10 protein-coding genes, 1 other RNA gene and 2 pseudogenes are annotated in these 24,119 nt (G+C 54.0%); 9 read left to right on the top strand and 4 right to left on the bottom strand.

The genetic code is table 11. From position 1 onward, the window contains the following. Positions 1-44: 44 nt before the first annotated feature. Positions 45-1,706: a DNA repair protein RecN gene (gene recN / locus GFB57_RS10405; RefSeq protein ID WP_003031219.1), complete on the top strand. Its 1,662-nt coding sequence runs from the start codon at positions 45-47 to the stop codon at positions 1,704-1,706. Between the two features lie 149 nt (positions 1,707-1,855). After that, a complete protein-coding gene (gene bamE, locus GFB57_RS10400; protein ID WP_003031218.1) occupies positions 1,856-2,200 on the top strand; it encodes an outer membrane protein assembly factor BamE in 345 nt (114 codons plus the stop codon). A gap of 50 nt (positions 2,201-2,250) precedes the next feature. On the opposite strand, the gene GFB57_RS10395 is transcribed toward bamE, so the two are convergent. Both GFB57_RS10395 and ratA read right to left on the bottom strand, forming a co-directional pair. Continuing rightward, complete coding sequence (locus GFB57_RS10395) at positions 2,251-2,547, bottom strand: RnfH family protein (RefSeq protein WP_003031215.1); 297 nt, start codon at positions 2,545-2,547, stop codon at positions 2,251-2,253. Further along, positions 2,531-2,974 carry a type II toxin-antitoxin system toxin RatA gene (gene ratA, locus GFB57_RS10390; RefSeq protein ID WP_003031213.1) on the bottom strand — a complete coding sequence of 148 codons (444 nt, stop codon included), beginning with the start codon at positions 2,972-2,974 and terminating at the stop codon, positions 2,531-2,533. Before ratA ends, GFB57_RS10395 begins: the two co-directional genes overlap by 17 nt. 154 nt (positions 2,975-3,128) lie before the next feature. Between ratA and smpB the strand changes: the two genes are divergently transcribed. The 7 genes and pseudogenes from smpB to GFB57_RS10355 form a co-directional block, all read left to right on the top strand. Beyond that, positions 3,129-3,611 (top strand): SsrA-binding protein SmpB, encoded by a 483-nt coding sequence (smpB, locus tag GFB57_RS10385; RefSeq protein ID WP_003031211.1) that lies wholly within the window; start codon positions 3,129-3,131, stop codon positions 3,609-3,611. Between the two features lie 581 nt (positions 3,612-4,192). Further along, positions 4,193-15,445 carry a BapA/Bap/LapF family large adhesin gene (locus tag GFB57_RS10380; RefSeq protein ID WP_290366970.1) on the top strand — a complete coding sequence of 3,751 codons (11,253 nt, stop codon included), beginning with the start codon at positions 4,193-4,195 and terminating at the stop codon, positions 15,443-15,445. 100 nt (positions 15,446-15,545) lie between these two features. Continuing rightward, a complete protein-coding gene (locus GFB57_RS10375) occupies positions 15,546-16,955 on the top strand; it encodes a TolC family outer membrane protein (protein ID WP_003033426.1) in 1,410 nt (469 codons plus the stop codon). Beyond that, positions 16,952-19,138: a type I secretion system permease/ATPase gene (locus GFB57_RS10370; protein ID WP_003033428.1), complete on the top strand. Its 2,187-nt coding sequence runs from the start codon at positions 16,952-16,954 to the stop codon at positions 19,136-19,138. Before GFB57_RS10375 ends, GFB57_RS10370 begins: the two co-directional genes overlap by 4 nt. A 7-nt stretch (positions 19,139-19,145) precedes the next feature. Then, positions 19,146-20,309, top strand: a complete 1,164-nt coding sequence (locus GFB57_RS10365; protein WP_085951585.1) for an HlyD family efflux transporter periplasmic adaptor subunit — start codon at positions 19,146-19,148, stop codon at positions 20,307-20,309. Positions 20,310-20,381: 72 nt separating this feature from the next. Next, positions 20,382-20,745, top strand: a transfer-messenger RNA (tmRNA) gene (gene ssrA / locus GFB57_RS10360). A 204-nt stretch (positions 20,746-20,949) separates the two neighbouring features. Then, positions 20,950-21,261, top strand: a pseudogene (locus GFB57_RS10355) (integrase arm-type DNA-binding domain-containing protein); the annotation flags it as partial. A 7-nt stretch (positions 21,262-21,268) separates the two neighbouring features. Here GFB57_RS10355 and GFB57_RS10350 read toward each other — a convergent pair. Both GFB57_RS10350 and GFB57_RS10345 read right to left on the bottom strand, forming a co-directional pair. Beyond that, positions 21,269-22,437 (bottom strand): IS3 family transposase gene (locus tag GFB57_RS10350; RefSeq protein ID WP_100216202.1). Its coding sequence is split into 2 segments (ribosomal slippage): positions 21,269-22,188 and positions 22,188-22,437, totalling 1,170 coding nucleotides; the frame shifts between segments, so codons are not numbered across the junction. Between the two features lie 70 nt (positions 22,438-22,507). After that, positions 22,508-24,118 (bottom strand): annotated as a pseudogene (locus tag GFB57_RS10345) (transporter substrate-binding domain-containing protein); the annotation flags it as partial. Position 24,119 lies beyond the last annotated feature (1 nt).

Raw genomic sequence — 24,119 nt, 5'->3', positions numbered from 1 at the left:
CTGTATGTAATTACAGTTATGGTTTTTCATACAGGAAAACAGCTATGTTGGCACAACTGACCATCAGCAATTTTGCTATCGTTCGTGAACTTGAGATCGATTTCCAGAACGGAATGACCGTTATTACCGGTGAAACCGGTGCGGGTAAGTCTATTGCCATTGATGCTCTCGGTTTGTGCCTGGGCGGACGCGCAGACGCCGACATGGTACGTGCAGGCGCCACGCGAGCCGACCTCTGCGCCCGCTTTGCCTTAAAAGACACCCCCGCGGCCCTGCGCTGGCTGGAAGAAAACCAGCTTGAGGAAGGCCGTGAGTGTTTGCTACGTCGCGTTATCAGCAGCGACGGACGTTCACGTGGCTTCATTAACGGCACTGCCGTACCGCTGTCACAGCTGCGCGAGTTGGGCCAGTTGCTTATTCAAATCCACGGTCAGCATGCGCATCAGCTCCTGACAAAATCAGAACACCAAAAATCCCTGCTTGATGGCTACGCCAATGAAGCATCCCTGACTCAGGAAATGGCTGTGCGCTACCAACTGTGGCACCAAAGCTGCCGTGACCTGGCACATCATCAACAACAGAGTCAGGAACGCGCAGCCCGGGCAGAGCTATTGCAATACCAGTTAAAAGAACTGAACGAATTCAACCCGCAGCCAGGTGAATTTGAGCAAATTGATGAAGAGTACAAGCGTCTGGCTAACAGCGGGCAATTGCTCACCACCAGCCAACAGGCACTGGCTATCATGGCAGACGGCGAAGACGTTAATCTGCAAAGCCAGCTGTACACGGCACAACAGTTGGTTAGTGAACTGGCAGGAATGGACGGTAAGCTCTCCGGTATTCTGGACATGCTGGAAGAGGCCACTATCCAGCTCAGCGAAGCCAGCGACGAGCTGCGCCACTATTGCGATCGTCTGGATTTAGACCCTAACCGTTTGTTCGAACTTGAGCAGCGTATTTCCAAACAAATCTCATTGGCGCGAAAGCATCATGTTGCCCCTGAAGCGCTGCCACAGTTCTATCAGTCATTGCTGGATGAACAACAGCAGTTAGACGATCAGGCCGACTCTCTCGAAACCTTAACCCTGGCGGTGAACAATCACCACCAGCAGGCACTGGAAACGGCAAAAATGCTGCACCAACAGCGCCAGCATTATGCTCAGGAACTGGGACAGCTTATTACAGAGAGCATGCATACTCTCTCAATGCCGCACGGTGTCTTTTGCATTGATGTGAAATTTGAGGAACATCATTTGAGCTCAGACGGTGCCGATCGCGTAGAGTTTAAAGTGACCACTAACCCAGGCCAGCCGTTGCAGCCGATTGCGAAAGTCGCTTCCGGTGGGGAACTGTCGCGCATTGCGCTGGCTATTCAGGTTATTACCGCACGTAAAATGGAAACACCGGCGCTGATTTTCGATGAAGTGGATGTCGGCATCAGCGGCCCGACTGCTGCGGTGGTGGGAAAAATGCTGCGTCAGTTGGGCGAGTCAACCCAGGTAATGTGTGTGACTCACCTGCCGCAGGTTGCTGGCTGTGGTCATCAACATTTCTATGTCAGCAAAGAAACTGACGGCGCGATGACCGAAACACACATGCAACCACTTGATAAACGCGCTCGTCTGCAGGAATTAGCCCGCTTACTCGGAGGTAGCGAAGTAACGCGCAATACCCTCGCAAATGCAAAAGAACTGCTGGCGGCATAAACTTTTTTACCTTGTTAAGGTCTGAGTTCAATATAAAATCGCCGACCGACCCGACAGCAAAAGGTTTTAAAGTGGTGAAAGGTCTATTATCATCGGCATATTACATATGAGCCGCGTACTGCTCGGGCCCGAAAAGGAATCAAATCACTATGCGCTGTAAAACGCTGACTGCTGCTGCAGCAGTACTACTGATGTTGACTGCAGGCTGTTCCACTCTGGAGCGAGTGGTTTACCGCCCTGACATCAACCAGGGAAATTATCTGACACCTACCGATGTCGCCAAAGTGCGCACGGGTATGACGCAACAGCAGGTTGCTTATGCTCTGGGTACACCAATGATGTCCGATCCTTTTGGCACTAACACCTGGTTTTATGTGTTCCGTCAGCAACCTGGTCATGAAGGCGTAACCCAGCAAACACTGACGCTGACTTTTAACAGCAGCGGCGTTTTGACCAACATTGATAATAAACCTACGTTGACCGACAACAAGTAGGATTAACAGATCAAAAAAAGGTGCTCAATGAGCACCTTTTTTATTGTCTGCTATTTTTTAGCGGATTTCTCTGCTCGCTGTCTGCGCAGCTCTTTCGGATCAGCAATCAGTGGCCGGTATATTTCCACCCGATCGCCGTCTTGCAGAACATCAGCAAGCTTTACCGGACGGCTGTATATCCCGACTTTATTTTTGTTGAGATCGATATCGGTACGTAATTCCAGCAGCCCGGAAGCGCGGATAGCCTCTTCCACCGTAGCACCCTGTTGCAGCGTTACACGCTGTAGATACTGTTTCTCGGGCAGCGCATACGCCACTTCAACGACAATTTTAGCCGACGCTGACACTGTAAACCTCTTTCGCGCGAACCGTGAAGGCCTGCACCATGTTTGAAGCCAGTTCTTTAAAGATACGACCAAACGCCAGCTCGATTAACTTATTGGTAAACTCAAAATCGAGATGAAATTCAATACGACATGCTTCATGACTCAGTGGCGTAAACTTCCATCCGCCAATGAGTTTCTTGAACGGGCCGTCGACCAGATGCATCAGGATGCTCTGGTTACTGGTCAATTGATTGCGCGTGGTGAACGTTTTGCTAATCCCTGCTTTCGAGACATCCACAGCCGCGGTCATCTGTCCCGGAGTTGACTCCAGCACACGGCTACCGGTGCAACCCGGTAAAAACTGGGGATAGGATTTAACATCATTCACTAGCTGATACATCTGTTCCGCACTGTAAGGTACTAAAGCGGTCCGGCTAATCTGAGGCATAACAATTTCCATCAATATCAATCACACAAATAATACCATTTATCCCCCGCTAAAAAAAACGCTATAGCCTAACTCGTGCTAAGATAGCGCCTTGCGCCCCGCTGGATGAAATGGGGTGTTTTTCGATTCCAGATTACCTATACTGAGCGGCATTATGACGAAGAAAAAAGCACACAAACCTGGCTCAGCCACAATCGCGCTTAACAAGCGCGCACGACACGAATACTTTATTGAAGAAGAGTTCGAAGCAGGACTCGCTCTGCAAGGTTGGGAAGTCAAATCTCTGCGCGCAGGTAAAGCTAACATCGGCGATAGCTATGTCATCCTTAAAGACGGCGAAGCGTTCCTGTTTGGCGCCAACTTCACGCCAATGGCTGTTGCCTCAACGCATGTGGTATGTGATCCCACCCGTACCCGTAAGCTGTTGTTAAACCAGCGTGAACTCGACTCCCTGTATGGTCGTATGAATCGTGACGGTTATACCGTCGTTGCGCTTTCACTGTACTGGAAAAATGCCTGGTGCAAAGTGAAAATTGGCGTCGCAAAAGGTAAGAAACAGCACGACAAGCGCTCCGATGTGAAAGAACGCGAATGGCAGTTAGATAAAGCGCGTATTATGAAAAATGCTGGTCGCTAAACGCTACTCCTCTGTGACCAGTCTCTCACCCTGAGACTGGTTCTTATTTTTTAGTTATTGAAACCCACCCAATACATTCATCAAATTTATGGTTTATTTGTGCTGAATCGTTCAGGTATGAAATAAACTCCCATGGCATTACCGTAGCGACCCATAGTCTAATAAAATAAAACTTCAAGACCATATTGCCTATATTTAGGTTTATTTTATAACACTATTATTACTGTTGTTTATTATATCCCCCTCATTTCAATTTAAATAAAAAACATTAAAATACAATAAGTTAACCAAAACAAATCATTAAATACGCACCGAAAAGTATCCTTTTCAATTAGCCAAATATATTTTTAATATGGATAAGTTGCAGAATACTTTCTTTCTGACTATATCATCTAATACGAAAGAACTATTCAGTCGGCAGGTCCCGAACGTATTTACTAAGTAAACGAACATCTGCATGACCTAATCAATGTAATTACATGTGTAAATTCATCTTTATGATGAACGGGGCCCCTGTCTGCTCATTTTCCCAGCGCGCTGTTGCGGATTAATACTCCCGACATGCCATCAGGAGTGAACATATGCGTCTACTCGCCGTTGTATCAAAATTAACTGGCGTTTCCACAAATGTTGAATCCTCTGAAGTTACGCTCAGTTCGCCTTCTATCGTGAAACTGTCGGTGTCGCGTGAGGAGGTAAGTCAACTAACACGCGTTAATCAGGATCTGGTTGTCACACTCCGCTCGGGTGAAACCATCACCATTAAAAACTTCTACGTCGGAAAAGGTGATGCGCAAAACCAGCTTGTTCTGGAAGACAGCAATGGCGCGCTGTGGTGGGTTCAGGATACTGGTGGAGCGTTCCACTTCCAGCATTTAGACGATCTCACTCCGCTAATGACTGCCGAGGGAAGCCATGAAGGCGGCGCCGTCTGGCCGTGGGTTCTTGGCGGGATCGCGGTTGCTGGCGGAATTGGCCTTGCCGCAGTTGGCGGTGGCGGCGGTGGAGGTGGCGGCGGCGGCGGTGGCGGTGGCGGTGGCGGTGGCGGTGGCGGTGGGAGCGATAACAACGCCGGAAGCGGTAATGGCAACGGTAACGGCGATGGTGGTGGAAACGGTAATGGCGATGGCGATGGCGGCGATCCGCCAACGACAACACCTAACGCACCAGATGTGCCGGTTATTACCAGTGTAATCGATGACCAGGAGCTAATTACTGGTCCTGTTAATCAGCAGGAATCCACCAACGATAATACGCCCACTCTCCAGGGTACCGGCCCCGCAAATGCTACATTGCATATTTTTGATAACGGCGTAGAAATCGGCCAGGTCGCTATCGATGCCAACGGCAACTGGTCGTTTACGCCATCCTCTCCACTCGCAGACGGTACCCACAAGTTTACCGTCAGTGCATCAGACGGTACAGGCAGCAGCGGCATGTCAGACAGTTGGGAGATTATTGTCGATACGCTTGCCCCCGACGCCCCTGTGGTCACAGAAATAACTGACGATTCCGGTTCCATTAAAGGCTTGATCGGTATTAACGGCGTAACCGACGATGCCACGCCAACGCTCACAGGCACTGGCGAAGCTGGTTCTTACATCAGCATTTCTGATAACGGCATTCTGATTGGTATGGTCCAGGTGGATGACAATGGCAACTGGACGTTTACACCGGACACACCGCTTAGCGACGGTGTTCACAATCTGACGCTGACGCAAACTGACGATGCGGGTAACGTGAGCGCGGAAACGAGCGTACCTACATTCACCGTCGATACTACCCCGCCTGAAGGCGCGGTCATTTCCTCCGTTAATCCGGAAGGCACTGAGGTAACCGGTAGTGCTGAGGCTGGAAGCCTGGTGATGATCATCGGTAGCAATAATCAGGTTCTGGGTTCAATAACGGTCGGCCAAACCGGCAATTTCGTCATCGCGATTTCACCTTCACAGACGCACGGTGAAGCGCTAATCGCGAAGATTCAGGACCAGGCCGGTAACATCGGGCCAGATACCCCATTCAATGCGACGAACTCGGGCTATCCTGGCGTACCGGTTATCGTCAGCGTGATGGATGACTTCTCCCCATCAACCGGGCCATTGAGCAACAATCAGGCCACCAACGATAATACCCCCACGCTCTCTGGCACTGCCGATGCCAACAGCACAGTGACTATTTACGACAACGGCACAATTATCGTCAGCGTACTGGCTGACGGTAACGGTAACTGGACATGGACTTCCAGCTCCCCGTTATCAGATGAGCTACACGCCTTCACCGCCACCGCGACAAACCAGTCAGGTACAGGAGGCATGTCACCAGCGTTCAATATCAACATCGACACCCAGCCACCGTCGCCACCTGATGATCTCAACGTATCTGCAGATGGGACTGTCGTCACCGGAACGACCGAGCCAGGCAATACCGTAGTTATCACCAGCAGTAGCGGAACTCAGATCGGCAGCGGCGTCGCCGGGCCGGATGGCTCATTTACCATCACCATTAACCCACCACAGACCAATGGCGAAACCATTGAAGCCATCGCAACCGATCCGGCAGGAAACCCAAGCCTGCCAGAAACTGCGCTCGCGCCAGACATCACGGCCCCGCAGCCGCCTGTTAACCTGGTGATTAACTCCACAGGCGATCAGGTTACCGGCATAGCAGAACCCAACAGTACGATACATATTCTGGATCCAGGTGGCGCGAATATTGGAACGGCAACCGCCGGCCCGGACGGAAGTTTCACCGCAACGCTGGTTCCGCCACAAACCAACGGAGAACATCTTGTCGCCAACGCGACGGATGCGGCAGGCAATACCAGCGGTAACACCCCGCTCACCGCCCCGGATACCACGGCGCCTGATGCGCCAACCGGCGTTAGTGTCGCCGGAGACGGCGGGTCTGTGAGTGGACATGCCGAAGCGGGAAGCACTATCACCATCAAAGACAGCAACGGTAGCCCGATTGGCACAGGTCAGGCTGACAGCGGCGGCAACTTCACGGTGTCGATTACGCCGCTGCAAAAGAACGGCGAAACAGTAAACGTCACCGCAACGGACAGCAGCAATAACGAGAGTCTGCCTACTTCCGCGTTGGCGCCAGATATCACCGCCCCCGGCATTCCGATCATTACCGCCGTGACGGATGACCAGCCCATGTACCAGGGTCCTCTCAATAACGGCGACGTCACCAACGACAGCAAACCTAAACTGGAAGGCACTGCCGAAGCGGGTTCTCTGGTCAAAATTTACAATAACGGCACCCTGCTGACGACGGTGACCGCAGATACCAACGGTAACTGGAACTATACGCCTACCTCGGCGCTGAGCGAAGGCGCTCACATTTTCACGGTGACCGCCACAGACGCGGCGAGTAACACCAGCGGCGCGGCAAGCTGGAAAATCATTGTCGATACCATCGCGCCAACAGTGCCAGTCATAACGCTGGTTAACGCTGATGTTGGCAGCAGCGCCGGTAACGTCGCGAGCAATGCCTGGATTACCAACGACAACACGCCAACCCTCTCAGGTACCGGTGAGCCGGGCTCGCTCGTGAGCCTGTACGATGGCAGTCTGCTGATGACGGTGATGCTTATCGACAGCTCGGGGACCTGGAGCTATACCGTTCCAACCAATCTGGCGCTCAACGATCGCATCCACCAGTTTACGGTATCAGCAACAGATGCAGCCGGTAACGTCATTACCTCGCCCATCGTAGTCAGTGTCACCGTGGATACCCAAGCACCTGGGACCCCCGTGATTTTGACCGCAACCGACGACGTCGGGAATGCACCCACCGATCTGCCCACCGGTAGCCGTTCAAACGATACCCTGCCGCTGCTGAAGGGGACCGGGACCGTCGACTCCACCATCACTATCTATGACGGCGCCACACTTATTGGAACCGCAACGGTCGTGTCCGGGGGCACCTGGAGTTTCCAGATCACTCAGCCGCTTAGTGAAGGCCCACATACATTATCTGCTATCGCAACAGATGCAGCGGGTAACGCCAGCAATGCCGGAAATTTCACGCTGACCATTGATACCACACCTCCAGCGGCCCCGGTCATCACTACAGTAGAAGGCCTGATTGGCAGCACCACTCAGGAACTCACTAACGGCGGCAGCACCAAGAGCCTCGCCCCCACGCTATCTGGCACTGGTGAAGCAGGGGCGACAATCACCATTTTTGACAATAACGCCTCTATTGGCACCACCATCGTTCAGCCAAATGGAACCTGGACATTTACCCCAAATCCCGCGCTTGCAGATGGCCCGCACAAATTCACCGCCGCAGCGACAGACATTGCAGGCAACACGGGGATCCCGTCAGCTGGCTTTACGCTGACGATAGATAATGTTGCTCCGGGGCAGCCCGCACCTCCTACCATTACGGATGATCTAAATCCGATCACGGGAGTCATCACGAACGGCATCACCAACGACACCACACCGACCTTTAGCAGCACGGGAAACGTTGGAGACCGTATTTCTATTTACCTTGATGGTAATACCACGCCACTCGGTACCACGACGGTTGGCGCAGACGGCACCTGGAGTTTTACACCCACCACGCCTATTAATCCGGACACTTATCAGGTTACCGTTACCGCAACCGATCCGGCAGGTAACATCAGCCAACCGTCGACCGCCATCCCACTGAACATTGATATTACGCCTCCCGCAACGCCCACAATCCTTACCGTATATGACGACGTAGGCGCGATTCAGGCAGATATCCCGGAAAACGGAACCACCGATGACAGCACGCCAACTGTGCGCGGAACCGGAGAAAGCGGCTCGATCATTACGCTGTATAACGGCACTACCGTCATCGGCACCACTACCGTGGTGAATGGTTTGTGGAGCATCACGCCGACGACCCCGCTTCCCAATGGCACCTACATGATGACCGCAACCGCAACCGATGCGGCAGGTAACATCAGCAACAGCTCAAACAGTATTTCATTTACGGTGAACACCACACTGCTCACAGCGCCACTTGTGACGAATATCGAAGATAACGTCGGCGTGATTACCGGTACACTCGGCAATGGAAGCGTGACGGACGATCTCTCGCCCACCGTCAGTGGAACGGGAACGCCGGGCAGTACGATCCTAATCTATGATAATAGCAATCCCATCCCGCTGGTCACCACAACGGTGGGAGCCGATGGTAAATGGAGCGTGGACGTTCCGCTTTCTGCCAATGCGCAACATACGCTGACCTTTGGTGCGCAGGATGCGGCAGGTAATAGCCTTCCGGCGGCCAACCCGATCGTTATAACAACCGATACACAAGCGCCGGGCGCCCCCGCTGTAGACACCATAGATAATAGCGGTACGCTGGTGAGCGGGACAGCCGACCCGGGCAGCACCGTCATCATCAGAAACGGTACAACGGTGCTGGGCCAGACCGTCGCAGATAGCACTACCGGAGCTTACACCGTCACGATTTCACCAGCGCAGACGGCGGGTGAATCATTGAACGCGATCGCTCAGGATCCAGCGGGTAACCAAAGCGGAGAAACACCGTTTACCGCCTCAATATCCAGCGTTCCGCATCCGCCAACTCTGCAAATTATCGACGATGCTGCCCCCGGAACAGGCGATATTGGCAACGGTAAAACCACTAACGATACCTTACCGTTGTTGCAAGGAACGGCCACCGCCGGGGCAACCGTTAATATTTATATCAATGGTGGATTGCCACCGATAACGGTAATAGCCGACGCTGTTTCCGGCGCATGGAGTTATCAGTTGCCTACGGCGCTGATAAACGGCATAACCTATAACTTCACCGTGTCGCAAATCGTGGGGGGAATACCAAGCGGCCTGTCGCCAAACTATGCCATTACCATCGACACTACTGCGCCGCAAGCACCGGCTATCACCAGCATTATCGACGATGTTGCCCCCGGCACCGGGTCGTTGGATAAAGGGCAAATGACCAACGACTCTCGCCCGACGTTCAACGGCACCGGCGAAGCTGGCGCAACCATCACCCTCTACGATAACGGCGTCGCTTATGCCACAGCCACGGTAAACAGCAACGGATTCTGGAGCTTTACCCCGACAGACGCGCTGGGAGAAGGCAATCACCTCTTTACCGCTCGCGCAACCGATGCTGCTGGCAACCAGGGCGATGCCTCCGCTGATTTTCTGATCATTGTTGATACTTTAATTCCGAATGCCCCCTCCATTGTCACAGTCACAGACAACGTTGGCACCATTCAAAACCTGACGTCCGGACAGTCAACTAACGATAATACCCCAACGCTCACGGGCGTTACCGAGGCAGATTCAATTGTCACCATCCGTGATGGCAGCACAGTGATTGGCACAACCACCAGCGACGCCAGCGGTAACTGGAGCTTTACGCCAGCCCCTGCGCTCAGTGAAGGAAGCCATTCGCTGACAGCCACCGTCACGGATGGTGCAGGCAACATCAGCCCGGCAGCGCCACCGTTCGTCGTGGTTGTCGATACGCTGGCGCCCGCCGCGCCAAGTATTACCTCGGTCATCGAAGATCAGCCGGGAAGCACGCTGTTGACCAACGGCCAACTGACCAATGATGCCCAACCAACACTAAGTGGCACGACCGAAGCTAATGCTATTGTCACCATTCGTAGTAACGGTACTATCATTGGCACCGCAAATGCTGATGGAGCCGGTAGCTGGAGCTTCACCCCAACAAACGCGCTGGCGCAGGGGGAAAATATCTTTACGGTGACCGCGACGGATGCGGCGGGCAACACCAGCGGAGCTTCTGCCTCGTTCACCGTTTTGGTCGATTCAGTTGCCCCGTCTGCACCAGTAATTCTGACCGTTCAGGACAATACCGCGCCGACAACCGGGCCAATCTCCAACGGGCAAATCAGTAACGAAAGTCGCCCGGCGCTCAGCGGTACCGGTGAAGTTGGCGCGACCATTACCGTCCTGAGCGATGGTCAGCCCATTGGCACCACCATCGTCGGCGCAGGCGGAACCTGGAGTTTTACGCCCTCAACGGCATTGAGTAACGGCCTGCATACTCTGACCGTCACGGCGACAGATAGCGCAGGCAATACCAGTCTGCCTTCAGGCGGCTTTACCTACACCGTCGACACACAAGCACCGGCAGCACCAGTGATCACTCAGGTCACCGATGATGTCGGCCCGCTGACCGGAAATCTGAACAACGGCCAGGCGACAAACGATGCGCGCCCTACCCTCAGCGGCACGGCAGAGGCCAATTCAACGGTTAAAATTTACGACAACGGCACGCTGATCGATACCGTTTCGGCAGACGGGGGCGGTGCATGGATTTTCACGCCGGGAACAGCGCTGAGCAACGGCAACCACACGCTGACGGTGACAGCAACCGACGCAGCCGGAAACGTTAGCTCAACGTCCGCTGGATTTAACATCGTTGTTGATACTGTTGCCCCGCTTGCGCCAACGATTATCCAGGCTTTTGATGACGTGGTGCCGGGAACCGGAACGCTGTCGAACGGCGCTTACACCAATGATACTCGCCCCGTACTGAACGGCTCGGCGGAAGCCGGTGCCCGGGTAGCCATCTACGATAATGGCACGCTGCTGGCGACGGTGACAGCGGCAATAGATGGCACCTGGGAATATCTGCCTGCCACACTGGGCAACGGCCCGCATGTCTTTACCGCCATTGCCACGGATGCCGCCGGGAACGTCAGCCCCACCTCAAGCGAATTTATTATCAACGTTGACACGATCGCGCCGTCAGCGCCGCTCCTGACCTCGGTGGTGGATGACGTCGCAGGCGGTGTGTTCAACGCGGGGCTTAGCAACGGGCAACTGACTAACGATGCCCGACCAACGCTCAACGGTACCGCCGAAGCGGGCAGCACCGTCAGCATCTATGACGGCAGCACCCTGCTGGGCACGGCGCTGGTACAAAGTAATAACAGCTGGACGTTTACCCCAACCACGCCACTGGCGAATGGATCGCACACCTTCACCGTCACCGCTACCGATGCGGCGGGCAACACCAGCGGCGCAACGGCAGGCTTTAGCGTAGTGGTCGACACCACGGCACCAACGCAGCCTTCAATCAGCAGCATTATTGACGATGTTGGGCCAAACACCGGGGTGATTGGCAATAATCAGCCAACCAACGACGCACGCCCAACGTTAAACGGCACCACGGAAGCCAACGCTCGGGTCGATATTTATGATAACGGCACCTTTGTAACCAGCGTAACGGCGGACGGCAGCGGCAGCTGGAATTACACGCCACCTACGGCGTTGGGTCAGGGGACGCATTCCTTCACCATCACAGCAACAGATACCGCAGGTAATACCAGCGGGCTATCGTCTGCCTCCGCAATTGTGGTCGATACCGTCGCACCGGGTATTCCAACCGGTCTGGCGGTCAACGCCAACGGCACCACGCTGACCGGCGCTGCCGAAGCGAACAGTACGGTGATCATCACCTCCAGCAGCGGAACCGTACTTGGTACCGCAACAGCCAACGCCTCCGGTAATTTCACCTTCACGCTGAGCCCACCGCAAATCAGTGGGCAAACGCTGCTGGTCAGCGCACAGGATGCCGCAGGCAACATCGGCACATCGGGTAACGTGCTGGCACCGTTTACTGGCGTACCGCCTGCGCCGGTTATTGCCAGCGTGCTCGATGACGTTGGCACTATCATGGGACCCGTCGCTCCCGGTAAAACTACCAATGATACCCTGCCAACGCTTAGTGGAACGGCGCAGGCTAACGCCATCATCAATCTGTACAACAACAGCGTACTCATGGGCAGTACGACCGCAGATAGTAACGGGCTCTGGAACTTTACCCCATCCGGCGCGCTCAGCGAAGGTAACCACGCGTTTACCGCCACGGCAACAAACGCCAACGGCGTAAGCGGGGTGTCCGGCTCGTTCAGCGTGATTGTGGATACCACGCCACCGACCGCGCCAACGATACTGATCAGCGCCGATGGCGGTACCATCAGCGGCGTCGCCGAAGCGGGAAGCACGGTTACCATCTCTCTGCCCGGCGGCACCAGCGTGACGGCAATCGCCAACAGCAGCGGTGTCTACAGCGTCAACCTGCCGGTTCGCCAGATTGAGGGGCTGTCGCTGTCCGCCACGGCGACCGATGCGGCGGGAAATACCTCATTGCCAACAAGCGCAATCGCGCCGGTATTGCCGCTGCTGGCTGAAGACAATGTCACCAGTCTGCCTCTACAAACCGATGTCACCGTCAGCACCGAGCATCAAAGCGATTATGGTTTCCTGTTGGTCAATGCGCTGGGAAATGTCGCCAACGTGCTGGGGAACGATACAGCAAGCGTCAATTTCAGCATCGCTTCTGGCGGCAGCGGATCCATTACAATCAATGCCGCAGCGACCGGCGTGGTGCTGTCGCTGTTAAACACGCTTGAAGTCGTCATCCAGCGCTTTGACACCGGGCTGAATGCCTGGGTAACGGTGGTGGATACCGGGAAACCAGACTTTGCCAGCCTGCTCACCCTAGGCGCCTCGGGCGTAACGCTCAATTACAGCGGACTGACTGGCGGGGATTACCGCGTGGTCAGCTACAACACCAACCTACTGGCGACAGGGGCATACACCAGCCTGGATGTCTCGGTGGTAAAAGCCAGCGCAGGGACCATCACCGGTGGTACTACCGAGTCTGGCAATATCATCACCGATACCGATCCCGCCAATGGGCAGGATAACGCCCCTTCCGGCACGCTGGTCACCGCCATCACCGACGGTAACGGCAACGTGGTGAACATCCCGGCGGGCGGCATTGATGTGCAGGGAAAATACGGCACCCTGCATATCAATCAGAATGGTAGCTACACCTATACTCTGACCAATACGTCAATCTCAGTGTATGGACGTTCCGAAAGCTTCACCTACACGCTAACGCATGGCAGCGATCACTCCTCGGCAAAACTGGTGGTCACGCTGGGTCAGGCCCCAACCACCAGCACGGTAACTGCGGCAGACGATGTGGCTGCGCTGACTTACGGGACGCAGGTCATCGCAGTCGACAACCATCCATCACAACAAACCGGCTTCACGCTCGCCAGCGTTGGTTTGGGACAATTGTTGGATGTTAGCCTGGTCAACGGTTTGACCAACCCGATTAAATTCAACGTTGATGACGGCGCGACGCGAACGATCACGGTTCAGGCCAACGTACTTGGCGTAACGCTGGGCGGCTTTGATCTCTATGTCTACCGCTTCAACGAGTCTATTCAGCAGTATGAGCAGTACCGGGTACAGCCGAACTGGGTCACCGCCCTGCTGGGCGGCAGCTCACCGGCGTATACCATTACACTGCCGGGCGGTGACTATCTGTTCCTGCTTAACGCTTCCGGCGGCCTGACGCTGTTAACCAGCTATACCCTGAATATTCAGGCCGATCACACCTACGCCGTCGACAGCCTGAGTGCAGCAACCAATGGAAATCTGCTGGCCAACGACTCGGCTCCGGCTAATACCGTTATCACCGAAGTTAACGGTGTCACCGTTAACACAACAGGCACTACCACCATTAACGGACAGTACGGCACACTGACTATTGATGCGAAAGGGAACTATACCTACACGCTGAGAAGCGGACTGGGCGCAGACGGTATCAATACGCCGGATAGCTTCGTGTATAAGGTCAAAGCACCAAACGGCGATACCGGTAGCGCGTCGCTGAACATTACGGCAACCCCACAGGCGCTGGATGCCGTAAACGACATCAGCAGCCAGATGGCGGTCACCACCCAGGCCGATACATCCAGGTCGTTTACCGACAACAGCGTTGGCAACGCCAGCTGGAGCGCCCAACTCCTTTCACCCACCTCACAAAATGGTACTGGCGTCATTGAAGTCGCGACGGGAACGGCGGTGCAAAACGCCATACTGCATTTTAACGTCGCTTCAGGTCTGACGCTGGGCGGACTGACCGTCACCTGGGCGCTGTATGACAGCAACAACGTCAAGATTGCCGGTAACTCATTCAATGGCGGATTGCTGATTGGCGGCAATATTGATATTGCCCTCAGCGGGGTAGTACTGCACCCCGGCAACTATCGCCTCGACTATACCGGCAGCGTCGGGGCTCTGGGGCTGGGGAATATCACCATCACCCCCAGCGTGAAAGGCACGATAATCGACCTGCAAAACTTCGAGACTTCCACAGCGAATAGCGTCACCGGCAATATTTATGACGGAGACCATATTGCCAGCGTGCATACCTTGCTAACGGTGAATGGCACGGGCGGCAGCGCCGCCACGCTGGATCCGCTGAGCAGCACGACCAGCGCCATCATTAACGGGTTGTACGGCAAACTGACCATTGGCATTGATGGTCATTACACCTATGCCCTCAACAGCGATGTCTCGCTCTCCACCATCGTCACCAAAGAGACATTTACCTACACCCTTAACGACCTGAATGGCCATACCGATACCGCTACGCTGACCATCAATATGAATCCGCAAGTGGTGAGTACCGTCGATGCCGATCGCCTGACTGGCAGCGCCTACGGCGATACGCTGATTTATCACCTGCTCAATGCCAACGACGCTACCGGCGGTAACGGAACAGCGGACACCTGGACCAACTTCTCGCTGGCCCAGGGTGACAAAATCGATATCGGTGACCTGCTGGTGGGCTGGAACGGGCAGAACGCGACGCTCGGCAACTACCTCACCGTTACAACCAGCGGTAACAACACGGTTATTGCCATCGACCGTGACGGTACGGGCAACACTTATCACTCAACCAATCTCATCACGCTGGAGAACGTACACACCACGCTCGACGAGCTGGTGCAACAAAATCACATTGTGCCCTGAAGTGAACATATAGCGTTAAAGCGCCATAACTACAGCCCCGGATGCGATGACATCCGGGGCAATAACAGTCGTCGCTGCCGTATTTTGTAAGGGATAATCTATGAGAAATGTCGCGCCTGTTGCCTTACTGCTGGCATTAACGCTCTGTACCCTGCGGGTGAATGCCGAAGATGAACCGCAAATTATTACGCCGGAAGGACTGGCCACTAGCCAGATGCTTCCCTCGCTGGACGGCGCGGTTGCCGATCTGCCGCTGAGCGCTGCCGCTCCCGGTAGCCTGACGCTCAACGACGCGGTGAGTCGTGCCGTGAGCTGGCATCCTTCTATTCGTGAATCCATCGGCAAACTGCTCTCACAAAACGAGCAAATCGACGTGGCGAAGTCAAAATATTACCCGCAGGTTTCTGCCGGAATGAACAACGGTTACAGCAATACCTACACCGACCACGGCTTTAGCCCGGTGCTGGTGATTTCGGTATCGCAAATGCTGTACGACTTCGGCAAAGTGGCAAGCCAGGTCCGCGCCGAGACCGCCGGAGCCGCGCAACAGCAGGCGAATGTGTTACTCAGTATTGATACCATCGCCCACGCCACCGCCAACGCAATAGTCCAGGTACAGACGTGGCAGCAAATGGTGGACGCCGCCGAAGAGCAGCTCACCGCCTTAAACGGCATTGGTCGACTGACCCGTCAACGCAATGATGAAGGGGCAACCTCGCTGTCAGACGTGGTGCAAACCGATGCGCGTATCGAGTCTGCACGTTCTCAGTTGGCGCAGTATCAGGCCAATCTCGACAGCAGCAAGGCAACGCTGATGAGCTTCCTCGGCTGGAACTCGCTTAACAGCATCAGCAATGAATTCCCGGTCAAACTGGACAGCAGCTGTGATGTGGTCAAACCGGACGATAAACTGGTTCCCGCGGTCCTGGCGGCCTGGGCGCAGGCGAATGTAGCGCAGGCAAATCTCGACTACGCCAACGCGCAGATGACGCCCACCATCTCTCTGGAACCGTCGGTTCAGCACTATCTCAACGACAAATACCCCAGCCATGAGGTACTCGACAAAACCCAGTATTCTGCATGGGTAAAAGTTGAAATGCCGCTGTATCAGGGGGGCGGACTCACCGCCAGACGCAACGCCGCCAGCCATGCGGTAGAATCTGCACAATACTCCATCCAGCGCACCCGACTCGAAGTACGGCAGAAATTACTGGAGTCCCGCAGCCAGGCGATGAGCCTCGCCACCGCCCTGCAGATTCTGCGTCGCCAACAGCGGCTGAGCGAACAAACGCGCGAGCTTTATCAACAGCAATATCTGGACCTTGGCTCGCGCCCACTGCTCGACGTGCTTAACGCCGAGCAAGAGGTGTATCAGGCCCGTTTTGCTGAACTCCAGACTCAAAACCAGCTGCGCCAGCTCCAGTTGAACTGTCTCTATAACACCGGCTCGCTTCGCCAGGCGTTCGCCTTAAATAATCGCAGCATTCAATCGGTGGAGATCAAGCTATGAGCGACCTCGATTCACATGCGGATGATGTAATTGGCGAACACGCCCTGAGCCAGTGGGCGCAGGCGATGACGCATATTGCCAATCACTATCGCGTGGCCTGTTCTCCTGGCGCAATCCAGGCCAACGCCCCATGGTTTGCGGGAAAAAGCCGGGCCACGGCCCTATCGCAACTGGCGCGTCAGGCGGGACTGTCATTTCATGCGCTGAATACCGCCGCGCAGGCGTTCGGTCAATGGCGCCTGCCAGTGGTGGCGGAACTGCGCGACGGCCAAATGATGGTAATAGAACATTTCAACGGCGAAGATACGTTAGATGTTTTCATCATCGCCGAAGAGGGCCAGCGTAACAGGTTAACGATTGCAGAACTTCTGCCGGAGATCGTAAGCATTACCGCGCTGCGCCCGCTGTCGGCGCTGAAGGACAGTCGGGTAGACCGCTATATTTCTCGCTTCAAGCCCGACTGGATGCGCGAACTGGTGTTAAAGGACATCCGCCCTTACCTGCCGGTCATGATTGCCGCCTTTCTGATTAACGTCCTGTCGCTCGCCGGGATTATCTTTTCCATGCAGGTCTATGACCGGGTGATCCCCGCCCAGTCTTATCCAACGCTGTATGTTCTCTCTACCGGTGTTCTGGTGGCGGTGCTGTTTGGCTTTTTGCTGCGCGAAGCGCGTACCCACATAATGGATCTGCTCGGCAAACGCGCCGATATGCGCATTTCCGATCGCGTGTTTAGCCACGCATTGCGGCTGCGCAACAGCGCCGTCCCCCGCTCGACGGGGAGCTTTATTTCTCAACTGCGCGAGCTGGAACAAGTTCGCGAGATGATCACCTCCTCAACCATGTCGACCATTGTCGATCTGCCGTTTTTCTTTCTGTTTATCGTGGTGCTGGCCTGTATTGCCCCGCCATTGGCGTGGATAGCCCCCGTCGCGGCCCTGTTGATGATACTGCCTGGCTTGCTGTTACAGAAGAAGCTGGCGGTGCTCGCCAACCAGGCTGCCCATGAATCCACCCTGCGCAACGCGGTGCTGGTCGAAAGCGTCCAGGGGCTGGAAGACATCAAGCTGATGCAGGCGGAAAACCGCTTTTTACAGCAGTGGAACAGCTATATCCGTATTACCGGAGAGTCAGGGCTACGCACGCGTAAGCTGACTCAAGGGCTGATTGGCTGGGGCATGTCGGTACAAAGCCTGGTCTACGCCGCCATCATTATGTTTGGCGCGCCGATGGTCATTGAAGGCACGATGACCACCGGCGCCGTGGTGGCGGCTTCAATGCTCGGTTCCAGAATGATTGCCCCGATGGCTAATCTGTGCGGCGTGCTGGCCCGCTGGCAACAGGTTAAGGCGGCGAAGATGGGATTAGACAGCATCATGCAGCTTCCCACCGAAACGCAGTACGACGAAGACCGGGTGCATCAGGAGATTTTTCACGGCCATTATCTTTTTGAAAACGCACACTTTCGCTACCACAGCGACGATCAGCGCGTTCCACTGCGGATCACGCGTCTGGAGGTCATGCCCGGCGAACGGGTGGCGATCCTCGGGCGTAACGGTGCCGGAAAATCAACGCTGCTACAGGCCATGGCGGGTGGTGTGGAGATTATCCAGGGCGATGTCCGGCTCGATAACCTGAGTCTGGCGCAAATTGATATGGCCGATTTACGCCGCAACATCGGTTTTCTCAGCCAGAATGCGCGACTGTTTTTCGGCACCCTACGCGAGAACCTGACCCTCGGCGCACCGCACGCCAGCGACGCGCAGATCTTCGAAGCGCTGGAGGTCAGCGGCGCAGCTGCTTTCGTTAAACAGCTCGCCAAAGGGCTGGCGCATCCCATTATGGAAGGCGGCAACGGTTTGTCCGGTGGACAACGGCAGTCGATCCTGCTGGCTAGAATGCTGCTGCGATCGCCCAATATCGTGCTGCTCGATGAACCCAGCGCCTCGCTGGATGAACATACCGAGCGGGAATTTATTCAGCGCCTCAACCAGTGGTTGGGTAACCGCACATTGATTGTCGCCACCCATCGCGTACCGGTTCTGGAACTGGTCGAGCGCGTGGTGGTGTTAAAAGAAGGCCAACTGGTCATGGATGCCCCGAAAGCGCAGGCGTTGAATGCGAGCCGGGCACCTGCCCCAACTCACGGTCGGGAGTGGAAAAATGAAAACCAATCCGCATGATGCCGCCATGGACGACCTCGATATCCGCCGCGAGCACCGTTTTTCCGGGGCCAGCCGCATTATTCTGCTCAGCACGCTGCTGTTTGCCGTCCTGGGTATCTGGGCATATTTCGGCAAGCTGGATGAAGTCTCAACCGGCAGCGGGAAAGTGATCCCCAGCTCGCGTGAACAAGTCTTGCAATCACTGGATGGCGGTATTCTCGCCGAACTGACGGTCCGCGAGGGAGATAAAGTCCAGGCTAATCAAATTGTTGCTCGCCTCGACCCTACCCGTTCAGAGTCCAACGTTGGGGAGAGCGCCGCCCGTTATCGCGCCTCACTGGCCTCCAGCGCAAGGCTCAATGCCGAAGTTAACGATCTGCCGCTGGTCTTTCCCGATTCACTGCGCGCTTGGCCGGATCTCATCGCCTCCGAAACTCGCCTGTATAAAAGCCGCCGCGCACAGCTTGCGGATTCAATGGCGGAACTGCAGGATGCGCTGGTCTCGGTAAATAAAGAATTGGCCATTACTCAGCGACTGGAGAAAAGCGGTGCCGCCAGCCACGTAGAAGTGCTGCGCCTGCAACGCCAAAAAAGCGATCTGGGATTAAAAATCACCGACCTGCGCTCGCAATATTTCGTGCAGGCGCGGGAAGCGCTGTCAAAAGCCAACGCCGAAGTGGATATGCTGGCGGCTATTTTAAAAGGACGCGAGGATTCCGTCACCCGCCTGACCGTACGCGCGCCGATGCGTGGTATTGTGAAAAATATCCAGGTCACCACCATTGGCGGCGTTATTCCGCCCAACGGCGAGATGATGGAGATTGTGCCGCTGGACGATCATCTGCTGATAGAAACCCGCCTGTCGCCGCGTGATATCGCGTTCATCCATCCTGGCCAGCGGGCGCTGGTGAAGATAACCGCCTATGACTACGCCATTTACGGCGGTCTGGAAGGCGTAGTCGAAACCATCTCACCGGACACCATTCAGGATAAAGTGAAACCGGAAATCTTCTATTACCGCGTGTTTATCCGCACCCATCAGGACTTCTTACAGAACAAACTGGGACGCCATTTCTCCATCGTACCGGGCATGATTGCCACAGTGGATATAAAAACAGGTGAAAAAACCATCGTCGACTATTTAATCAAACCGTTTAATCGCGCAAAAGAAGCGCTGCGTGAGCGCTAAATCCTTGAGGATTAGGGGTTGCGGGGGCTGGTCACGCGTGTCACAAGTCTGTTATACTTGTCCTAACACATTGGGGCTGATTCTGGATTCGACGGGATTCGCGAAACCCAAGGTGCATGCCGAGGGGCGGTTGGCCTCGTAAAAAGCCGCAAAAAAATAGTCGCAAACGACGAAAACTACGCTTTAGCAGCTTAATAACCTGCTCTGAGCCCTCTCTCCCTAGCTTCCGCTCTTAAGACGGGGATCAAAGAGAGGTCAAACCCAAAAGAGATCGCGTGGAGGCCCTGCCTGGGGTTGAAGCGTTAAATCTAATCAGGCTAGTCTGGTAGTGGCGTGTCTGTCCGCAGGTGCCAGGCGAATGTAAAGACTGACTAAGCATGTAGTACCGAGGATGTAGGAATTTCGGACGCGGGTTCAACTCCCGCCAGCTCCACCAAAATTCTCCATCGGTGATTACCAGAGTCATCCGATGAAGTCCTAAGAGCCCGCACGGCGCAAGCCCTGCGGGCTTTTTTATGCCTTGAATTTGTCCCGCGAAGTCTGATGCCAACTAATTAAATCCGAACCTTTTAGGCACCTTGTTAGGCACCTCATAAAGCTTTATTGTTTTTGAGGTGCCTAAAACCATGGAAACCCGGCAATGGCAAGACAAACCAAACCTCTATCCGTTAAAGAAATCGAATCTGCTAAGCCTAAGGAAGCGGACTACGTTCTCTATGATGGTGATGGCCTTGAGCTACTCATCAAATCCAGCGGCAGCAAAATCTGGCAGTTTCGCTACATTCGCCCTGTCACCAAGAAACGAGCAAAGAAGAGCATAGGTCCCTACCCGTCAGTTACGCTTGCCGATGCCAGAAACTACCGGGCAGAGTCACGCTCTCTCCTGGCGAAACAAATCGATCCACAGGAACATCAGCAAGAACAACTTCGCAGTTCGCTTGAAGCTAAAACTGTAGTGGTCAACTAAAACTGGCCACGGCTTTAGAGTTTTTCCAGTATCGGTTTTCCGATTCGTTTGGGGGCAACCCACCGTTATAGTCATGCGGCCTTAGCGAGCTGTAATACCCGACGATATAGTCTGTGATCGCATGAGCAGCATCGCTAAAGTTTATATAACCTGTCACTGGCACCCACTCGTTTTTCAGACTACGGAAGAAGCGTTCCATCGGGCTGTTGTCCCAACAGTTTCCACGTCGGCTCATACTCTGCCTGATCTGGCAACGCCACAGTAACTGCCGGAACTGCCTGCTTGTATAGTGGCTACCCTGGTCACTGTGGAACATCACTCCGGCTGGTTTACCGCGAGCTTCCCACGCCATTTCCAGCGCTCTGATGGTCAGCTTGCTATCCGGCGAGAATGACATTGCCCAGCCCACTGGTTTCCTTGCGAACAGATCGAGAACAACTGCAAGGTAAGCCCAACGCTTGCCTGTCCAGATGTACGTCACATCGCCGCACCACACCTGGTTAGGTTCTGTCACTGCGAACTGTCGCTCAAGGCGATTCGGGATAGCGATGTGTTCATGACCAACACGTTTATACCGGTGGGTAGGCTGCTGACAACTCACCAGCCCCAGTTCTTTCATGAGCCTGCCAGCAAGCCAGCGTCCCATTCTGAAGCCTCTCAGGGTTGCCATAATGGCGATACTTCTTGCGCCAGCAGAGCCATGGCTGATGTTATGCAGCTCCCGAACCTGGCTGCGTAACACAGCTCGCCAGCCGTCTGGCTTTTCGGCGCTTTTCTCCCAGTATTTGTAGCTACTGCGATGAACCCCGAACACGTGGCAGAGTGTGACCACAGGATACTGCGCTCTGAGTTTCCCGATTAACGAGAATTGTTCAGGGAGTCTGACATCAAGAGCGCGGTAGCCTTTTTTAATATGTCGTTTTCCATTTCAATGCGTTGTAGCTTTTTCTTCAGCTCACGTATTTCAATCTGTTCCGGGGTTATAGGGGAGGCTTTAGGTATTTTGCCCTGTCGTTCATCCCGCAACTGCTTTACCCATCGCGTCATGGTAGAAAGACCCACATCCATAGCACTGGCCGCAGCTGCAACGGTGTAGTTCTGATCAAGGACCAGTTGAGCGGATTCACGTTTAAACTCTGCGCTGAAATTTCTTTTTTTCATTAGGGCACCTGTAATGTTCTGAGGTGAGCATATCACCTCTGTTCAGGTGGCCAAATTCAGTAAACCACTACAGTTGATAGAACTGTTTGCTATATCGACTCCATAAATCAACCTGCGTATTGGAAATTTTCGACCACTTCTCCGTCATCTGCAAAATCTCACGTGGCGGTATGGCCTGTAGCGCTTTATCCATAACAGACTTCAACATAGGCTCGTGAGAAGAAATCGCAAAACTTACAGAGGCACCAGGCATATCTGGAAGCCTAAAAAAGTGCATATTTTTCTGATAGTAATGATCGACCATAAACCTTGCTGACAATTCGGTAGCAATTGCCGCATCAGCGCTGCCCTCCTTGACCATGACCATCGCAACACTGCCAGTATCAGCATTAACCCAGGTGGCCTGCGGATAGCGTTGCTTCAGCTCGCTTTCCAGTACATGCCCGGCAGGTAGCGCAATACGAATCGGCTTCTCCAGTAGCGAGTCGGCGGTTTCCTCACGGGAAGTGATCATCACAAATGCCACATTCATCAGAGGATCGCTAAAGGTCGAATTGTACGGGTTTTGATGAGTGAGCGTGATAGTGGGATACATATCCCACTGTTCGCCGCTTATTTGCTTTGTCTGCTCGCTTTTAGAGTTAGCTAAAATGGGTTCAAAATCGAGCCCCGTTTGCAGATGAATAATATTCAGTAAATCGCCAAGAATACCGCGTAATTCACCGCTGCGATCGACCAGCGTATAGGGCGGGTAATCTGGGTTGATTAAAATGCGGATGACATGCTTTTTCTTCAACCACGCTTTTTCCTGAGTGGTGAAAGGTATAGGTGCATTCAGATAGGCAAGGTTGCCGCGGTTCAGCCAGTTCTGCATGACTTGCATATGAATTTCATTACTGATTGACGTAATGAAACCATCAAGAATATTTCTTAATACCGGCTGATCTTCGTTAACGACAAAATAATTATATTGTTCTTGCTTATCAAAGTAGTGCGTAATAACCAGTGATTGTGAGAAGTATCGAGAGATGCAATGGCTGCTGGTGATATTGTTACCAATATAATATTGGTTATCACCATTCACTACCGAGGCCATGGCCTGATACTCGTCGTCATAAAATGAGACTTTAGCCTCAGGAAAGGCCCCCTGGATAACATCGAGAAAAGGGCAATCCCGCACACACGCGACGCTAACCTGATGGTTCGTGGTCAGCGGCAGCATAGTGTTTTTTAGCGATGTTACAAGCGTCGGCCACGTCGTCAGCAATACCGAAGTACGCAACAAATTTCCGCCAACATCCTGGCGTCGGGACAGTTGGGTTATCAGCGTATCAACATCGTTATTGGCGAGCGCGGCCAGCGCCTCTTGTTCATTATCATACTGCTTTATAATGATTTTCAGATTGAGGTTCTTTTGCATTAACGCAAGGTAATCTGCGTTGACTCCCCGATAATATTCGCCGCTATTTTGATAAACAATGGGGGAGACTTCAGGTAACCAGGTACCAACAACCAAGGTTTTTTTATGCGCTAACCAGTTTGTTTCTTCCCTGTTCAAGCTGATATTTTGTACTGAAGTATTATAGTTACTTTTTAGCTCAACTTGCCGAGCTGAGCTTACACCCGTAGACAACCCGATGGTAAATATGACCATCAAAAAAATAAACAAGCGTTCCAGCATT

It is taken from the genome of Citrobacter sp. S39 (assembly GCF_009495675.1).
GTDB lineage: Bacteria > Pseudomonadota > Gammaproteobacteria > Enterobacterales > Enterobacteriaceae > Citrobacter > Citrobacter freundii.
Note: the sequence above shows the minus strand (reverse complement) of the source record. Positions and strands in the feature narration are given on the sequence as shown.

Excerpts from the sequence above, each read along its gene's own strand:
- recN (WP_003031219.1), top strand. The coding sequence starts at position 45 with ATGTTGGCACAACTGACCATCAGCAATTTTGCTATCGTTCGTGAACTT.
- bamE (WP_003031218.1), top strand. The coding sequence starts at position 1,856 with ATGCGCTGTAAAACGCTGACTGCTGCTGCAGCAGTACTACTGATGTTG.
- ratA (WP_003031213.1), bottom strand. The coding sequence starts at position 2,974 with ATGCCTCAGATTAGCCGGACCGCTTTAGTACCTTACAGTGCGGAACAG.
- smpB (WP_003031211.1), top strand. The coding sequence starts at position 3,129 with ATGACGAAGAAAAAAGCACACAAACCTGGCTCAGCCACAATCGCGCTT.
- GFB57_RS10380 (WP_290366970.1), top strand. The coding sequence starts at position 4,193 with ATGCGTCTACTCGCCGTTGTATCAAAATTAACTGGCGTTTCCACAAAT.
- GFB57_RS10375 (WP_003033426.1), top strand. The coding sequence starts at position 15,546 with ATGAGAAATGTCGCGCCTGTTGCCTTACTGCTGGCATTAACGCTCTGT.
- GFB57_RS10370 (WP_003033428.1), top strand. The coding sequence starts at position 16,952 with ATGAGCGACCTCGATTCACATGCGGATGATGTAATTGGCGAACACGCC.
- GFB57_RS10365 (WP_085951585.1), top strand. The coding sequence starts at position 19,146 with ATGGACGACCTCGATATCCGCCGCGAGCACCGTTTTTCCGGGGCCAGC.